Here is a 16,596-nt window from a genome sequence, read left to right as displayed (position 1 = left end):
GCCACGTGATCGACACCGACGGCGCGCGGGTCTGGTCGGTGCCGATGCGGACCCGGTTCCGCGGCATCGACGTCCGCGACGGCGTGCTCGTGCAGGGCCCGGCCGGCTGGGGCGAGTTCTCCCCGTTCTGGGATTACGACGTCCCCGAGAGCCGCCGCTGGTGGGCCGCAGCGGTCGAGGCCGCCTGCGCCGGGTGGCCGGCGCCGCTACGTGACACCGTGCCGGTGAACGTGACCGTGCCCGCCGTCGACCCCGATCGGGCGCACGCGATCGTGACCGCCTCGGGCTGCCGGACGGCGAAGGTCAAGGTCGCCGAGCCGGGCCAGACGTCCGTCGACGACGTGGCCCGTGTCGAGGCGGTGCGCGACGCCCTCGGCCCGGACGGCGCGATCCGGGTCGACGCGAACGCCGCCTGGGACGTCGACACCGCCGCCACCCGCATCCGCGAGCTCGACCGGGTCGGCCTGGAGTACGTCGAGCAGCCGGTCGCCTCGCTGGCGGAGCTGGCCGCGCTGCGCCGCCGGGTCGACGTCCGGATCGCCGCCGACGAGGTGGTCCGGCGCTCGGCCGATCCGCTGCGGGTGGACCTGCGCGAGGCGGCGGACGTCGTCGTCCTCAAGGTGCAGCCGCTCGGCGGCGTGCGGGCGGCGCTCGAGGTGGCCGGGGCGCACGGCCTGCCGTGCGTCGTCTCCTCGGCGCTGGAGTCCTCGGTCGGGATCGCCGCGGGGGTGGCGCTGGCCGCCGCGCTGCCGGAACTGCCGTTCGCCTGCGGGCTGGCCACCGTCGCGCTGCTGGACGGCGACGTCACCAGCGACCCGCTGGTGCCGGTCGACGGCGCGCTCCCGGTGCGCGCCGTGACGCCCGACCGGCTGGCCGACGTCGCCGCCGGCCCGGAGGTCGAGGCGCGCTGGCGGGCGCGGCTGGACGCGGTGCGCGGGTGAACCCCTCCACCGCCCTCGCCCGGGTGCTCGTCGACGAGCTGGTCCGCGGCGGGGTCACCGACGCCGTGGTGGCGCCCGGCTCCCGCTCGGCGCCGGTCGCGCTGGCGCTGGCCGACGCCGAGCGGGACGGCCGGCTGACCCTGCACGTGCGCATCGACGAGCGGACGGCGGCCTTCCTCGCGCTCGGCCTGGCCAAGGCGTCCGGGCGGCCGGTGCCGGTGCTCACCACCTCCGGGACGGCGACCGCGCACCTGCACGCCGCCGTGCTGGAGGCCGACGCCGCCGGGGTGCCGCTGCTGGCGCTGACCGCCGACCGGCCGCCGGAGCTGCGCGGCACCGGTGCCAACCAGACCATCGCGCAGCCCGGTCTCTACGGCGGGGCGGTGCGGGCGGCGGTCGACGTCGGCGTGCCAGAGACCGGCCGTGAGCAGGCGCAGAACCGCTACTGGCGCTCGCTGGTGGCCAAGGCGCTGCTGACCGCGCGCGGCGGGCTCTCCGGCGACCCGGGGCCGGTGCACCTCAACCTGCCGTTCCGCGAGCCGCTGCTGCCCGAGGACGCCGGCGTGCGGACCACCGGCCCGTGGTCAGGCCGGCCGGACGGCGCCCCGTGGACCGACGGCTCGGTGTCCGCACCGCCGCGGCCGGCCGACACCGGCCCGGCGCGCACCCTCGTCGTCGTCGGCGACGCGCCGCCCGCGCTGGGCCGGGCGGCGGCCGAGCTGGCCGGCGTGCAGGGCTGGCCGGTGGTCGCCGAGCCGTCGAGCGGCGCCTGGGCGGGATCCGTGCGCGGCGGTGCGCTGCTGCTCGGGGTGCCCGGCTGGCTGGCCGACCACCGGCCCGACCGGGTGCTGGTGGTCGGCCGGCCGACGCTGTCCCGGCCGGTCTCGACGCTGCTCGCCGACCCCGCCGTCCGGGTGGAGACCGTGTCAGCCGCCCCGAACTGGCCCGATGCCGGCCGCTCGACGACCTGGGTGGGCGGGCTGCCGGCCGCCGGCGTCCCGGCCGATGCGGCGTGGCGCACGGCGTGGTGCACGGCCGCCGGCCGGCTGGGGACGGCGGTCGACGGCGTGCTCGACGCGCTGCCCGGGCTGACCGCCGGGCTGCTCGCCCGCTACCTGGTCGCCGCCCTGCCCGACGGTGCGCTGCTGGTGCTCGGCTCGTCGACCCCGGTGCGCGACGTCGACCGGCTGGCCGTCCCGCGCCCGGAGCTCACCGTGCTCGCCAACCGCGGCGTCGCCGGCATCGACGGGACGGTCTCCACCGCGGTCGGCGCGGCCCGCGTGCACGGGGGCCGGGCGTTCGCGCTGCTCGGCGACCTCACGTTCCTGCACGACCTGCAGGGTCTGCTGGTCGGGGAGGGTGAGCCCCGACCGGACCTCACCCTCGTCGTCCCGGACAACGACGGCGGTGGCATCTTCGCCCAGCTGGAGCCCGGGCAGCCGCGGTACGAGGCCGGCTACCGGCGGGTGTTCGGCACGCCGCACGGCCGCGACCTGGTCGCCGTCGCGGAGGCGCTGGGGTGGCCGGCGGAGCGGGTGTCGTCCTCGGCCGACCTCCGGGACGCCGTCGCTGCGGGCGGACCCCGGGTGGTCGTCGTCCGCACCGACCAGCGCGCCGAGGCGGAGCTGGCGGCCCGGCTGCGCTCGGCCGCCGCCGAGGCGCTGGACGGAGCCTGAGGACGCCTCAGCGCAGCCGGCCGTCGACCCGGGCGGCATCGTGGCCCACGACGGCTTCGGACGCGCGACTGCACCGCCGCCCAGCAGGTCTTCGTCCGCGGAGGGTCGTGCTCCGCCCACGATGCTGGGCAGAGCACGACCCTCCGGGGAGGAGGTCGTCGCCTGCGGAGCTCGGACGCCCCGTGCGGACGAGCCCGGCTCAGCTCTCCAGCGCGGCCTGGAAGGCGGCGAACTTCGCCTGGGTCTCGGCCAGCTCGGCGGCCGGGTCGGAGCCGGCGACGATGCCACAGCCGGCGAACAGCCGCGCCGAGGCCGGGTCCCCGTCGGACAGCTCGGCGCAGCGCAGCGCCAGCCCGAACTCGCCGTCCCCGCGGGCGTCCACCCAGCCGACCGGGCCGGCGTAGCGGCCGCGGTCCATGCCCTCCAGCTCGCCGATCACCGCGGCAGCGGCGGCGGTCGGGGTGCCGCAGACCGCGGCCGTCGGGTGCACCGCGCCGACCAGCTCGAGCAGCCCGGCGGAGCCGCGGGCGCCACCGCGGCGCTGGACGCCGGTGACGTCGGTGGCCAGGTGCCGCACGTTGGCCAGCGTCAGCAGCTCCGGCTCGTCGGGCGCGGTGAGCGTCGTGCAGTAGGGCTCCAGCGCGCGCACCAGCGACTCGACAGCGAGGGCGTGCTCGGCGCGGTCCTTGGCCGAGGCCAGCAGGCCGGCGGCCAGCCGCTCGTCGTCGGCACCGGCGCCGCGGGGGGCGGTCCCGGCGAGCACCCGCGAGGACAGCTGCCGGCCGGTCCGGCGCAGCAGCAGCTCCGGCGTCGCACCGAGCAGGCCGTCGACGGCGAAGGTCCAGCAGTCGGGGAAGCGGGTGGCGAGCCGGGCGAGCAGCGCGCGGGGGTCCAGCGGCGCGTCGGCGGTCACCAGCAGGTCGCGGGCCAGCACCACCTTGGCCAGCTCGCCGGCGTCGATCCGGTCGACGGCCGCGGCCACCGTCGCGCACCACGAGGCCGGGTCGAGGGCGCCGTCGGCGTAGCGCAGCCGCCCCAGCGCGGACGGCGCGGTCGCGGGCGCGGCGGACAGCACGTCGGCAGGGTCGGCGTCCCCGGTGGTGGTCATCCAGGTCAGGCCGTCCCGCCGGCCGACGATGACCTCGGGGACGACGAACACCGACGTCCCGGCGGCCGGGTCGAAGGCGATGCTGGCGAACACGACCGGCCCGGAGCCGGGCACCCCGGCCCGGTCGTCGACGTCGAGACCGGCGCTGTGGGCCTCCCACCACGCGGCCGCCTCGGCCAGCGCCCGCGGGCCGGTGACCTCCAGGCGGGCCGCCTCGCCCCAGCCGACCAGGCCCTCTCCGCGGCGCACCCAGGACAGGGCGCCGGCGGCCGGCAGCAGGTCGAGCAGCGCGGGGGGTTCGAGCAGCGGGGTGGTCGTGACGACGGGCGTGACCGCACCAGGGGTGGTCACTGCTGCCACGCTCACCAGCCCAGAGTAGGCAGCCCGGTAGCGTCGCCGTCGTGGGAGATCGGCGAGACAGCGCACACAGGCCCCCTCCCGGGGCCCGGCGCGAGCCCGCGAGCAGTGGGGAGGAGGGGGCCCTCCCACTCCGGGCCGGTCTGGACAAGCGGCCGGCCGAGGTCGCGGCCATGTTCGACCGGGTCGCCGAGCGCTACGACGTCACCAACACGGTCCTCTCCGGGGGCCTCGACGCCTCCTGGCGGCGGGCCACCCGCGAGGCCCTGGGTGCCCGACCAGGCCAGACCGTGCTCGACGTCGCCGCCGGGACGGCGGTCTCCACCGTCGAGCTGTCCGCCGGCGGCGTGCACGCCATCGCCTGCGACTTCTCCCAGGGGATGCTGCGCGCGGGCGCGGCCCGGCCGGTGCCCAAGGTGGCCGGCGACGCCACGGCACTGCCGCTGGCCGACGAGAGCGTCGACGGCGTGGTCATCTCCTTCGGCCTGCGCAACGTCGCCGACCCCGACGCCGCGCTGCGTGAGTTCACCCGGGTCACCCGCCCCGGCGGCACGCTGGTGGTCTGCGAGTTCTCCAGCCCCACCTGGGCGCCGTTCCGCACCGTCTACACCGAGTACCTGATGCGGGCGCTGCCGCGGATCGCCCGCGCGGTCAGCAGCAACCCCGACGCCTACGTCTACCTGGCCGAGTCGATCCGGGCCTGGCCCGACCAGCCGGCGCTGGCCGCCCGGCTGCAGAGCGCCGGCTGGGCCGACGTCGCCTGGCGCGACCTCACCGGCGGCATCGTGGCGTTGCACCGCGGCCGCAAGCCGCTCGGCTGAACGAGGACCCGGCCCGCTTGCAGGGCCCCGCCGCGAGCTCGCGAGTGGTGGGGGGCAAGGGGGTCCTTGGTCCACCCCTCGCACGCTCGGAGCGGTACCCGGGAGGGGGCCGAGGCGTGGGGCGGGTGGGACGAGACGGAACCGTGACGTACCAATCCCAGGTGCCCACTTGTCACCAAGCTCACACCCCGGCCTAGAGTGGTGACCGGGCCACCTTGTGAAGCAATTCACAAAGTGGTCGGGAAACTCGAACGGAGGGGGCCGAGGTGGACGACGGCGACCGGCGGGCCGACGTGCTCGTCGTCGGTGCCGGCCCGGCGGGCTCCTCGGCCGCGTGGCACCTCGCCCGGGCCGGCCTCGACGTCGCCGTCCTGGAGAAGGCCCGGCTGCCCCGCGAGAAGGTCTGCGGCGACGGGCTGACCCCGCGCGGGGTCAAGGCGCTCGACGACATGGGCGTCGACACCACCGGCTGGGTCCGCCACAAGGGCCTGCGGGTCACCGGCGGCGGCCGGGTGGTCGAGGTCGACTGGCCGGTCCTGGACCGCTGGCCGTCGTACGGCCTGATCCGCGGTCGCCGCGACCTCGACGCCCGGCTGGCCGACCACGCCGTCGCGGCCGGCGCCCGGCTGGTGCAGGAGGTCACGGTCACCGGCCCGCTGCTGGACGACGCCGGCCGGGTCGCCGGGGTGCACGCCGAGGAGGGCCCGGACCGGGCGCCGGCCACCTGGCACGCGCCGCTGGTGGTCTCCGCCGAGGGCCTCTCCGGGCGGCTGGCCAAGGCACTGGGCCTGCTGCGGCGGGAGGACCGGCCGCTCGGCGTCGCCGTCCGCCGGTACGTCTCCTCCCCGCGCACGGACGACGAGTACCTCGACATCTCCTTCGACCTGTCCACCGGCGGCCCGAGCGCGGACTCGATGCCCGGCTACGGCTGGGCGTTCGGCATGGGCGACGGCACCAGCAACGTCGGCTTCGGCCTGCTCGACACCCGCCGCGGCACCGGTGCCGAGCCGCGGGCGGTGCTGCGCGAGTGGCTGGCCACCCTGCCGGCCGAGTGGCAGCTCGGCGAGGAGCACGCGGTCACCCCGCTGCGCGGTGCGGGCCTGCCGATGGCGCTGCACCGCGGGCCTGCCTACACCCGCGGGCTGCTCCTGGCCGGCGACGCCGCGGGCACCGTCAACCCGTTCAACGGCGAGGGCATCAGCTATGCGCTGGAGACCGGCCGGATGGCCGCCGAGACCGCCGTGGCGGGCCTGGCCGCACCGGAGGGGCTCGCGCGGGAGGCGGTGCTGCGCCGGTACCCGGCCCGGCTGCGCGAGGAGTACGGGCGCCACCACCGGCTGGGCACCGGCTTCCTGGCGCTGCTGGCCCGGCCGGACCTGGTCCGCTTCGCGACCGCGCACGGCCTGAAGCGGCCGGCGCTGGTGGCCCGGGCGCTGCGGCTGATGGGCAACCTCTCCGACGGCCGGGACGGCGACCGGTTCGACCGCGCCGTCGCCGTCCTGACCCGACTGGCCCCGGCGGTCTGACGTGACCGCTCCCGACCCGACCCACGACGAGAGGTAGGCGCTGGTGCTCTCGCAGTACGTCCCGATCGTCGGCCTGTTCGCCCTGGCCGCGGCCTTCGCGCTGTTCTCCGTGACGGTCGCGCCGTTCATGGGCCCCCGCCGGTACAACCGGGCCAAGCTGGCCGCCTACGAGTGCGGCATCGAGCCGGTGGACCAGCCGCTCACCGGCGGCCGCTTCCCGGTCAAGTTCTACCTGACCGCCATGTTGTTCATCGTCTTCGACATCGAGGTCGTCTTCCTCTACCCGTGGGCAGTCGCCAACGACGCGCTGGGGCTGTGGGGGTTGTTCGCGATGGTCGTGTTCATCGGCACCGTCTTCATCGCTTATGCCTACGAGTGGCGGCGCGGCGGGCTCGAGTGGGATTGAGGAGCTGACCCGTGGGACTCGAGGAGAAACTGCCGAGCGGCGTCCTGCTGACGAGCGTGGAGAAGCTGGTCAACTGGACCCGCAAGTCCTCGCTGTGGCCGGCGACGTTCGGGCTGGCCTGCTGCGCCATCGAGATGATGGCCACCGGCGCCGGCCGCTACGACCTGGCCCGCTTCGGCATGGAGGTCTTCCGGGCCTCCCCGCGGCAGGCCGACCTGATGATCGTCGCCGGGCGGGTCAGCCAGAAGATGGCCCCGGTGCTGCGGCAGATCTACGACCAGATGCCCGAGCCCCGCTGGGTGCTCGCGATGGGCGTGTGCGCGAGCTCCGGCGGGATGTTCAACAACTACGCGATCGTGCAGGGCGTCGACCACGTCGTCCCGGTGGACATGTACCTGCCCGGGTGCCCGCCGCGGCCGGAGATGCTCACCGACGCGATCCTCAAGCTGCACCACAAGATCATGCACGAGCCGCTGGGTCCGAGGCGGGCCCGTGAGCTCGAGCAGGCGCGGGCCGAGGGCCGGGCCGAGGAGCTGTACGTCGAGATGCCGTCCAGCGTCCGGGCCGACAAGGCGGCGCGGGCGGCCTACGAGCGGGCGGCGGCCGAGCGGCGCACCGGCCAGTTCGCGATCGAGCAGCGCGGCGGCGACGCGGTGCTGCTGCCGGAGCCCTACGTGCGGGGGAACCGGTGACCGGCCCGGGCGACCGCAGCGGCACGGACGCCGAGCAGGGCGCCACCGCCCCCGGCGGCGGGTTCCGGAAGGGGGCGTTCGGGGTCAGCGGCAGCGGCGACACCTCCGGCTTCGGCGGGCTGGTCCGCGTCGAGCCCGGCGGCGCGGTCGCGCTGCACTCCACGGAGCGGCCCTACGGCGGGTACTTCGACGAGGTCACCGACGCGCTCATCGACGCCGTCGGCCAGGCCACCTACGACGCCGCCGTGCAGCGGGTGCTGGTCGACCGCGGCGAGATCACCTACTTCGTCGCCCGCGAGCACCTGCTGACCCTGGTGCGGGCCCTCCGCGACGACGAGGCGCTGCGCTTCGAGCTGTGCAGCAGCGTCTCCGGCGTCGACTACCTGGACAGCGGCGGCCCCGCGGCAGGTCCCGGCCGGCCCCGGTTGCACGTCGTCCTGCACCTGACCTCGATGACCTACCGGCGGCGGATCCGGCTGGAGGTCGCGGTGACCGCCGAGGACCCGCACGTCCCCTCGGTCACCTCCGTCTACCCGACGGCGGACTGGCACGAGCGGGAGACCTGGGACATGTTCGGCATCGTCTTCGACGGCCACCCGGCACTGACCCGGATCCTCATGCCCGACGACTGGGACGGCCACCCCCAGCGCAAGGACTACCCGCTCGGCGGCGTCCCCGTGGAGTACCACGACGCGACCATTCCTCCGCCCGACACGCGCAGGAGCTACCGATGAGCACCACCTACAACCCGGCCGACCCCTACGCCGGCTCCCGGGAGACCACCGAGGGCCGCGTCTACACCGTCACCGGCGGCGACTGGGACCAGACGCTGGGCACCGAGGCGTACGGCGAGGAGCGGCTCGTCGTCAACATGGGGCCGCAGCACCCCTCCACCCACGGCGTGCTGCGGCTGGTGCTCGACCTCGAGGGCGAGACGGTCACCAAGGCCCGCGTGGTGATCGGCTACCTGCACACCGGGATCGAGAAGAACACCGAGTACCGCAACTGGACGCAGGGGACGACGTTCGTCACGCGGATGGACTACCTGTCCCCGCTCTACAACGAGGCCGGCTACTGCATGGCGGTCGAGAAGCTGCTCGGCGTCGAGGCGCCGCAGCGGGCCCAGACCATCCGCGTGCTGGTCATGGAGCTCAACCGGATCGCCTCGCACCTGGTCGCGCTGGCCACCTTCGGCATGGAGATGGGCGCGCTCACCGGGATGACCAACGGCTTCCGCGAGCGGGAGCTCGTCCTGGACCTGCTCGAGGAGATCACCGGGCTGCGGATGAACCACGCCTACATCCGCCCCGGCGGGCTGGCGCAGGACCTCCCGCCCGGCGCGGTCGAGCACATCCGGGAGTTCCTGCAGGTCATGCCGGACCGGGTCGCCGACTTCCACAAGCTGCTCACCGGCCAGCCGATCTGGCAGGCCCGGCTCAAGGACGCCGGCTACCTCGACGTCACCGGCTGCGTGGCGATGGGCGTCACCGGGCCGGTGCTGCGCGCGGCCGGGCTGCCGTGGGACCTGCGCAAGGTCGAGCCCTACCTGGGCTACGAGACCTACGACTTCGAGGTGCCGACCGCCGACACCTGCGACGCCTGGGGCCGCTACCTGGTCCGCATGGCCGAGGTGAACGAGTCGCTGAAGATCATCGAGCAGGCGCTGGACCGGCTGGAGCCGGGGCCGGTCATGGTCGAGGACAAGAAGATCGCCTGGCCCGCGCAGCTGTCGCTGGGGCCCGACGGCATGGGCAACTCCCTGGAGCACGTCAAGCACATCATGGGGCAGTCGATGGAGGCCCTCATCCACCACTTCAAGCTGGTCACCGAGGGCTTCCGGGTGCCGGCCGGCCAGGTCTACGTGCCCATCGAGTCGCCCCGCGGCGAGCTGGGCTACCACGTGGTCAGCGACGGCGGCACCAGACCGTGGCGGGTGCACGTGCGCGACCCCAGCTTCGTCAACCTGCAGGCGACGGCGGCGATGAGCGAGGGTGGCATGATCGCCGACGTCATCGCCGCGATCGCCTCGCTCGACCCGGTGATGGGCGGGTGCGACCGATGAGTGCCCTCCCGGGGAGCGCCGAGGGCACGGCGGTCACCGGGCTGGACTCCAGCCCGGTCGAGCCCGCCGCCGCGGACCTGCCGCCGCTGACCGAGCAGGTCCGGCTGGAGGCGCGGGAGATCATCGCCCGCTACCCGCAGCCCCGTTCCGCGCTGCTGCCGATGCTGCACCTGGTGCAGAGCCACCAGGGCTACGTCACCCCCGAGGGCGTCGCGCTGTGCGCGGAGGAGCTGGGGCTGACCAAGGCCGAGGTGGGCGCGGTCGCGACCTTCTACACGATGTACAAGCGCCGCCCCACCGGCCGGCACCTGGTCAGCGTCTGCACCAACACGCTGTGCGCCGTCCTGGGCGGGCAGCGGATCTTCGACGCGCTGTCCCGCGACCTCGGCGTCCACCACGACGAGACCGCCGCCGACGGCTCGGTCACCCTCGAGCACGCCGAGTGCCTGGCCGCCTGCGACTACGCGCCGGTGGTCACCGTCGACTACGAGTTCTACGACCAGCAGGACGTCGACAGTGCCCGCGAGCTGGTCGCGGCGCTCCGCCGTGGCGAGAAGCCGCACCCCACCCGCGGGGCGCCGCTGACCGACTTCCGCGGCGTCTCCCGCCAGCTGGCCGGCTTCGACCAGTACGGCGGCGAGGCCGCACGGGCAGCCGCGGTCGACGCCGAGGGCGCGATCGGCCCGACGCTCGCCGGGCTGCGGCTGGCCGCCGAGCGCGGTGAGTCGGCCCCGCCGATGCCCCCGCGCCCGCCGGCCGACGAGGCGGAGCCGGCCGGAACCGAGCCGCGGGAGGCGACCCGACCCTCCGGTCGCACCGGCGAGACGCCGGAGGAGGAGGCCGCCGACGCCCGCGTCGCGGCCGCGGACAACCCCGCCGAGCGGGCCGGCGCCGCGCAGGCCCACCCCGACAAGGGCGCCGAGTACGGGCAGCCGCGGGGCCGGCAGCACGCCGGCACCGAGAACCCGCCCGCCGCCGAGCCGGCCACGGGCACCACTCCGACCGAGAGCAAGGAGTCCTGACCCGTGCCTCTCGCACCCGTCCTCACCTCGCGCTGGGCCGAGCCGCAGTCCTGGCGGCTGTCGACCTACGAGCGGCTCGACGGCTACACCGCGCTGCGCACCGCGCTGTCCATGACCCCCGACGAGCTGGTCGGCATGGTCAAGGACTCCGGGCTGCGCGGCCGCGGCGGGGCCGGCTTCCCGACCGGCATGAAGTGGAGCTTCATCCCGCAGCCCAAGCCGGGGGAGACGCCCACCGGGCCGGCCGCGCTGCCCAAGTACCTCGTGGTCAACGCCGACGAGGGCGAGCCGGGCACCTGCAAGGACCTGCCGCTGATGATGGCCGACCCGCACTCCCTGGTGGAGGGCGTGGTCATCGCCTCCTACGCCATCCGGTCGCACCTGGCGGTCATCTACGTCCGCGGCGAGGCAGTGCACGCCCACCGCCGGCTGGTCAACGCCGTCCGCGAGGCCTACGAGGCGGGCTACCTCGGCACCGACATCCTGGGCTCGGGCTACGACCTGGAGCTGATCGTGCACGCGGGCGCCGGCGCCTACATCTGCGGCGAGGAGACCGCGCTGCTCGACTCGCTGGAGGGCTACCGCGGCCAGCCGCGCCTCAAGCCGCCGTTCCCCGCCGTGGCCGGGCTCTACGGCGCCCCCACGGTGATCAACAACGTGGAGACGCTGGCCAGCGTGCCGTTCGTCGTCCGCGGCGGCTCGGACTGGTTCAAGGAGTTCGGCCCGGAGCGGTCGCCCGGGCCGAAGATCTACTCGCTGTCGGGCCGCGTCGTCCGTCCCGGCCAGTACGAGGCCCCCATGGGGACGACGATGCGGGAGCTGCTGGAGATGGCCGGCGGCGTCCGCCCGGGGCACGAGCTCAAGTTCTGGACGCCGGGCGGCTCGTCGACGCCGTACTTCACCCCCGAGCACCTCGACGTCCCGCTGGACTTCGACTCGGTCGCCGCCGCGGGCTCCATGCTCGGCACCACCGCGCTCATGGTCTTCGACGAGACCGACTCGATCGTCGAGGCCACCCTGCGCTTCACCGAGTTCTACGCGCACGAGAGCTGCGGCAAGTGCACCCCGTGCCGCGAGGGGACGTACTGGCTGGTGCAGGTCCTGCAGCGCCTGGTCGACGGCCGGGGGACGGCGGCGGACCTGGACCTGCTCACCGACACCTGCGACAACATCCTGGGCCGCTCCTTCTGCGCCCTCGGCGACGGCGCGACCAGCTGCATCTCCAGCTCGCTGAAGTACTTCCGCGACGACTACGTCGCGCTGCTGCCGCCGGAGGAACAGGCCCGCCTGGGCCGCAGCCTCCGCCTCGAGCCCGTGGGAGTGGCCTCGTGACGACGCCCCAGCCCGCCCCGGCCACCGCGCCCGCGGTGCCCGGCCCGCAGACCCCGCCGGACGCCGTCCACTGCGTCATCGACGGGTTCGACGTCGCGGTGCCCAAGGGGACGCTGATCATCCGGGCCGCCGAGCAGATCGGCGTGCAGATCCCGCGGTTCTGCGACCACCCGCTGCTCGAGCCGGTCGGCGCCTGCCGCCAGTGCCTGGTCGAGGTGGAGGGCCAGCGCAAGCCGGTCGCCTCCTGCACCATGCCGGTCACCGACGGGATGGTGGTGAAGACCCAGCTCACCAGCCCGGTCGCCGACAAGGCGCAGCAGGGCACGATGGAGCTGCTGCTCATCAACCACCCGCTGGACTGCCCGGTCTGCGACAAGGGCGGCGAGTGCCCGCTGCAGAACCAGGCGATGAGCAACGGCCGCACCGAGAGCCGGTTCGTCGACGTCAAGCGCACCTATCCCAAGCCGCTGCCGATCAGCAGCGAGGTGCTGCTCGACCGCGAGCGCTGCGTGCTCTGCGCCCGGTGCACGCGCTTCTCCCAGCAGGTGGCCGGCGACCCGTTCATCGAGCTGTTCGAGCGCGGGGCGCTGGAGCAGGTAGCCATCTACGAGGACGAGCCGTTCTCCTCCTACTTCTCCGGCAACACCACGCAGATCTGCCCGGTCGGCGCGCTGACCAGCGCCCAGTACCGGTTCCGCTCCCGCCCGTTCGACCTGCGCAGCGAGCCGAGCGCCTGCGAGCACTGCGCCTCCGGCTGCGCCCAGCGCACCGACTACCGCCGCGGCAGGGTGCTGCGCCGGCTGGCGGGGGAGGACCCGGCGGTCAACGAGGAGTGGAACTGCGACAAGGGCCGGTGGGCCTTCCGCTACGCCACCGCGAACGACCGGCTCACCACGCCGCTGGTCCGGCGGGACGGCGTGCTGCAGCCGGCGTCCTGGCCGGAGGCGTGGGCCGCGGCCGCCGAGGGGCTGCGCGCCGCGCGGGACGCCGGCGGGGTCGGGGTGCTGCCCGGCGGCCGGCTGACCGTCGAGGACGCCTACGCCTACGCCAAGTTCGCCCGGGTGGCGCTGGGCACCAACGACGTCGACGCCCGCGCCCGCGCGCACTCGGCCGAGGAGCTGGCCTTCCTCGTGGCGCACGTCGCCGGCACCGGCCCGGCCAACGGTGCGGTCACCTACGACGACCTGACCAGCGCGCCTGCGGTGCTGCTCGCCGGCCTGGAGCCGGAGGAGGAGTCACCGATCGTCTTCCTGCGGCTGCGCCGGGCGGTGCGGAACAACCGGCTGGCGGTGTACGACCTCGCCCCGTTCGCCACTCCCGCCGCCGAGAAGCTGCAGGCCACGGTGCTGGCCACCCGCCCCGGCACGGAGGCCCGCTCGCTGGCCGCCCTCGCCGAGGGCAGCTGGGGCGGACCCGCGGTCGAGGCGCTGCGGCAGCCGGGTGCGGTCGTGCTCGCCGGCGAGCGGCTGGCCGAGTCGCCCGGGGCGTTCTCCGCCCTCGTCGCGCTCGCCCGGGCCACCGGCGCCCGCGTGGCCTGGGTGCCGCGGCGGGCCGGTGAGCGCGGTGCCGTCGAGGCCGGCGCGCTGCCGGCCCTGCTCCCCGGCGGTCGCCCGGTCACCGACGCCGGCGCCCGTGCCCAGGTCGCCACCGCCTGGGGTGTCGCCGAGCTGCCGGCCACCCCCGGCCGCGACACCACCGGCATCCTCACCGCGGTCGCCCACGGAGAGCTCGCCGGCCTGCTCGTCGGCGGCGTCGACCCCGCCGACCTCCCGGATCCGGGCCTGGCCGAGGCCGCCCTGGCCCGGGCCGGCTTCGTGGTCAGCCTGGAGATGCTCCCCAGCGCGGTCACCGAGCACGCCGACGTCGTCCTGCCGGTGGCCGCCGCCTCGGAGAAGGCGGGTGCCTACCTGGACTGGGAGGGCCGGCTGCGCCCGTTCGACACCACGCTGCACGGCGCCGGGCAGCTGCCCGACGGCCGCGTGCTGCAGGGCCTGGCCGACGAGATGGACGTCGACCTGCGGCTGCCCGCACCCGAGGTCGCCCGCGCCGAGCTCGCCGCCCTCGGCGTCGTCGCCGAGCGCCCGCGCGTTCCGGGTCTCGACGTCGTCCCGCCGGGTGACCCGAAGCTCGCCGAGGACCAGGCGGTGCTCGCCTCCTGGCGGCAGCTGCTGGACGTCGGGACGCTGCAGCGCGACGAGCCGGAGCTCGCCGGCACCGCCCGCCCCCCGGTCGCCCGCCTCGGCAAGGACGCCGCCCGCCGGCTGGGTCTGGCCGACGGCGACCGGGTCACCGTCTGCGGTGCGATGGGGCAGGTCAGCCTGCCGGTGCTGGTGACCGAGATGCCCGACCAGGTGGTCTGGCTGCCGATGCGCTCACCGGGCAGCGAGCTGCGGACCCGGCTGGGCACCCCGCCCGGCGGCGTCGTCCGCCTGGTCGCCGGGGGTGCGGAGTGATCCTCTCCGCCGCGGTCGACCAGCCGACCCTCGAGGACTTCGGGAACGACGTCTGGTGGATCGTCCTCATCAAGGTCGTCGGTGTCTTCGGCGTGCTGGTGCTGATGACGCTGTTCGCCATCGTCTTCGAGCGCAAGGTCGTCGCGCGGATGCAGCAGCGGATCGGGCCCAACCGGGTCGGCCCCCGCGGCTACCTGCAGAGCCTCGCCGACGGGCTGAAGCTGGCGTTCAAGGAAGACATCATGCCGGCGCTCGCGGACAAGCCGGTCTACTTCCTGGCCCCCGTGCTGGCCACCGTCCCGGCGTTCCTGGCCTTCTCGGTCATCCCGCTCGGCCCGGTGGTCAGCATCTTCGGTCAGCAGACACCGCTGCAGCTCACCGACGCCCCCATCGGCGTGCTGATCGTCCTGGCCTGCTCGGCGATGGGCATCTACGGCATCGTGCTCGGCGGGTGGGCCTCCGGCTCCACGTACCCGTTGCTGGGCTCCCTGCGCAGCGCCGCGCAGATGGTCAGCTACGAGATCGCGATGGGCCTGTCGATCGTCGCGGTGTTCCTCTACGCCGGCTCGATGTCCACCTCGGAGATCGTCGCGGCGCAGGCGGACGGCAACCAGGTGTCGTTCTTCGGGTTGGAGTTCACCGGTCCCGGCTGGTACGCGATCCTCCTGCCGGTCTCCTTCGTCATCTACGCCATCGCCGTCGTGGGCGAGACCAACCGGGCACCGTTCGACCTCCCCGAGGCCGAGAGCGAGCTGGTCGGCGGGTTCCACACCGAGTACTCGTCGCTGAAGTTCGCACTGTTCTTCCTCGCCGAGTACATCAACATGGTCACCGTCTCGGCGCTGGCCGCGACGCTCTTCCTCGGCGGCTGGCGGGCGCCGTGGCCGATCTCCATCTGGGACGGCGCCAACTCCGGCTGGTGGCCCCTGCTGTGGTTCTTCCTCAAGGTGGTCGCCGCGCTGTTCGTCTTCATCTGGCTGCGCGGCACCCTGCCCCGGCTGCGCTACGACCAGTTCATGCGCTTCGGGTGGAAGGTGCTGGTCCCCGTCGCCTTCGCCTGGATCCTCGCCGTCGCGACCATGCGCGCGGTGGCCCGTGAGACCGACCTCTCCACCGGCCAGGTGGCGCTGTTCGTCGGCGTTCCCATCGCGCTGCTGGTCATCGCCGTGCTGCTGATCGCGAGCCGCGCCAGCAACCGGGCCACCCGCCTCGCCGCCCGTGAGGCGGCGGCGGGCTCCAACCACCCCACCGAACCCGAGGTGCTGCCGCCGCCCGGGCCGCGCAGCAGGCCGAGCGGTCCGAGCCGGGCCGAGGGCGGCTTCCCCGTCCCGCCGATGGACCTCGTCGTCCCGCCGTCGCCCCGGCTGCGCCGCCGCGACGCGGTCGCTCCCGAGGGCGCGGTGGTGGGCACCGGACGGCGCAGCACCACCACGATCGAGGAGGACGTCGATGACTGAGCACCGCGACGTGGACCGCCGTTCGCCGGATCCCCACGACCCCGGCCACGACATGGTGGCGCAGACCGGGCGCGAACTCGCCCATCGCGGCCGAGACGCCGGACCGGTCAAGCGGTCCAGCTGGCTGCCCGGTCCGGGGCAGGGGTTCGGGGTCACCTTCGCGCAGATCTTCCGCAAGGTGACCACCGAGGAGTACCCCGAGGTCCCGAAGGTGACCAAGCCGCGCTACCACGGGCGGCACGTGCTCAACCGGCACCCCGATGGACTGGAGAAGTGCGTCGGGTGCGAGTTGTGCGCCTGGGCCTGCCCGGCCGACGCCATCTACGTGGAGGGCGGGGACAACACCGAGGACGAGCGCTACTCGCCCGGTGAGCGGTACGGGCGCGTCTACCAGATCAACTACCTGCGCTGCATCTTCTGCGGCCTGTGCATCGAGGCCTGCCCGACCCGATCCCTGACGATGAGCAACGACTTCGAGCTGGCCGACGACAACCGGGCCGACCTGATCTACACCAAAGAACAGCTCATGGCCCCGTTGCTGCCGGGCATGGAGGCCCCGCCGCACGCCATGCGGCTCGGGGACAACGAGAAGGACTACTACGTCCGGGAGGCAGCAGGAGCGGCCCCGCCGGTCGACCCCGCCGCCGGGGCGCGGGTCGACCAGCCCCTCCCGGGGGCGCGGCCGTGACCGAGCTCGCGAGGTCACGCGGGGACACAGCAACGCCGGGCACCGACCCGACGAG

At 74.9% G+C, this 16,596-nt stretch carries 14 protein-coding genes; 13 read left to right on the top strand and 1 reads right to left on the bottom strand.

Features of this window, described 5'->3' with window-relative positions; translation table 11 throughout:
- The first annotated feature begins 5 nt into the window (after positions 1 to 5).
- Positions 6 to 941 carry an o-succinylbenzoate synthase gene (locus GOBS_RS22350; protein WP_012950538.1) on the top strand — a complete coding sequence of 312 codons (936 nt, stop codon included), beginning with the start codon at positions 6 to 8 and terminating at the stop codon, positions 939 to 941.
- The gene (gene menD / locus GOBS_RS22345; protein WP_012950537.1) at positions 938 to 2,617 is read left to right on the top strand and encodes a 2-succinyl-5-enolpyruvyl-6-hydroxy-3-cyclohexene-1-carboxylic-acid synthase; all 1,680 of its coding nucleotides are present in this window, start codon (positions 938 to 940) and stop codon (positions 2,615 to 2,617) included. Before GOBS_RS22350 ends, menD begins: the two co-directional genes overlap by 4 nt.
- 199 nt (positions 2,618 to 2,816) lie before the next feature.
- On the opposite strand, the gene GOBS_RS22340 is transcribed toward menD, so the two are convergent.
- Positions 2,817 to 4,091 carry an isochorismate synthase gene (locus GOBS_RS22340; RefSeq protein ID WP_012950536.1) on the bottom strand — a complete coding sequence of 425 codons (1,275 nt, stop codon included), beginning with the start codon at positions 4,089 to 4,091 and terminating at the stop codon, positions 2,817 to 2,819.
- 35 nt (positions 4,092 to 4,126) lie between these two features.
- Here GOBS_RS22340 and GOBS_RS22335 point away from each other — a divergent pair, with 35 nt between their 5' ends.
- The 11 genes from GOBS_RS22335 to nuoI all read left to right on the top strand — a co-directional run bounded on the left by GOBS_RS22335 (position 4,127) and on the right by nuoI (position 16,541).
- A complete protein-coding gene (locus tag GOBS_RS22335) occupies positions 4,127 to 4,903 on the top strand; it encodes a demethylmenaquinone methyltransferase (RefSeq protein ID WP_012950535.1) in 777 nt (258 codons plus the stop codon).
- A 266-nt stretch (positions 4,904 to 5,169) separates the two neighbouring features.
- The gene (locus tag GOBS_RS22330) at positions 5,170 to 6,429 is read left to right on the top strand and encodes a geranylgeranyl reductase family protein (protein ID WP_012950534.1); all 1,260 of its coding nucleotides are present in this window, start codon (positions 5,170 to 5,172) and stop codon (positions 6,427 to 6,429) included.
- A gap of 43 nt (positions 6,430 to 6,472) precedes the next feature.
- Positions 6,473 to 6,835, top strand: coding sequence for an NADH-quinone oxidoreductase subunit A (locus GOBS_RS22325; protein ID WP_012950533.1), 363 nt, complete (start codon positions 6,473 to 6,475; stop codon positions 6,833 to 6,835).
- A gap of 11 nt (positions 6,836 to 6,846) precedes the next feature.
- The gene (locus tag GOBS_RS22320) at positions 6,847 to 7,527 is read left to right on the top strand and encodes a NuoB/complex I 20 kDa subunit family protein (RefSeq protein WP_012950532.1); all 681 of its coding nucleotides are present in this window, start codon (positions 6,847 to 6,849) and stop codon (positions 7,525 to 7,527) included.
- Positions 7,524 to 8,261, top strand: coding sequence for an NADH-quinone oxidoreductase subunit C (locus GOBS_RS22315; protein WP_012950531.1), 738 nt, complete (start codon positions 7,524 to 7,526; stop codon positions 8,259 to 8,261). The genes GOBS_RS22320 and GOBS_RS22315 overlap by 4 nt, the downstream gene beginning before the upstream one ends.
- On the top strand, positions 8,258 to 9,589 hold the full coding sequence (locus tag GOBS_RS22310; protein ID WP_012950530.1) for an NADH-quinone oxidoreductase subunit D: 1,332 nt from the start codon (positions 8,258 to 8,260) through the stop codon (positions 9,587 to 9,589). Before GOBS_RS22315 ends, GOBS_RS22310 begins: the two co-directional genes overlap by 4 nt.
- Positions 9,586 to 10,611 carry an NADH-quinone oxidoreductase subunit NuoE gene (gene nuoE, locus GOBS_RS25810; protein ID WP_012950529.1) on the top strand — a complete coding sequence of 342 codons (1,026 nt, stop codon included), beginning with the start codon at positions 9,586 to 9,588 and terminating at the stop codon, positions 10,609 to 10,611. Before GOBS_RS22310 ends, nuoE begins: the two co-directional genes overlap by 4 nt.
- 3 nt (positions 10,612 to 10,614) lie before the next feature.
- Positions 10,615 to 11,943 (top strand): NADH-quinone oxidoreductase subunit NuoF, encoded by a 1,329-nt coding sequence (gene nuoF, locus GOBS_RS22300; RefSeq protein ID WP_012950528.1) that lies wholly within the window; start codon positions 10,615 to 10,617, stop codon positions 11,941 to 11,943.
- A complete protein-coding gene (locus GOBS_RS22295) occupies positions 11,940 to 14,396 on the top strand; it encodes an NADH-quinone oxidoreductase subunit G (protein ID WP_012950527.1) in 2,457 nt (818 codons plus the stop codon). Before nuoF ends, GOBS_RS22295 begins: the two co-directional genes overlap by 4 nt.
- Complete coding sequence (nuoH, locus tag GOBS_RS22290; RefSeq protein ID WP_012950526.1) at positions 14,393 to 15,853, top strand: NADH-quinone oxidoreductase subunit NuoH; 1,461 nt, start codon at positions 14,393 to 14,395, stop codon at positions 15,851 to 15,853. Before GOBS_RS22295 ends, nuoH begins: the two co-directional genes overlap by 4 nt.
- Positions 15,846 to 16,541: an NADH-quinone oxidoreductase subunit NuoI gene (gene nuoI, locus GOBS_RS22285; protein WP_243697574.1), complete on the top strand. Its 696-nt coding sequence runs from the start codon at positions 15,846 to 15,848 to the stop codon at positions 16,539 to 16,541. The genes nuoH and nuoI overlap by 8 nt, the downstream gene beginning before the upstream one ends.
- Positions 16,542 to 16,596: the final 55 nt, after the last annotated feature.

The sequence above is a fragment of the Geodermatophilus obscurus DSM 43160 genome (genome assembly GCF_000025345.1).
Taxonomy (GTDB): domain Bacteria; phylum Actinomycetota; class Actinomycetes; order Mycobacteriales; family Geodermatophilaceae; genus Geodermatophilus; species Geodermatophilus obscurus.
Note: the sequence above shows the minus strand (reverse complement) of the source record. Positions and strands in the feature narration are given on the sequence as shown.

Coding starts and splice junctions, on each gene's coding strand:
- GOBS_RS22310 (WP_012950530.1), top strand. CDS start 8,258: ATGAGCACCACCTACAACCCGGCCGACCCCTACGCCGGCTCCCGGGAG.
- nuoE (WP_012950529.1), top strand. CDS start 9,586: ATGAGTGCCCTCCCGGGGAGCGCCGAGGGCACGGCGGTCACCGGGCTG.
- nuoI (WP_243697574.1), top strand. CDS start 15,846: ATGACTGAGCACCGCGACGTGGACCGCCGTTCGCCGGATCCCCACGAC.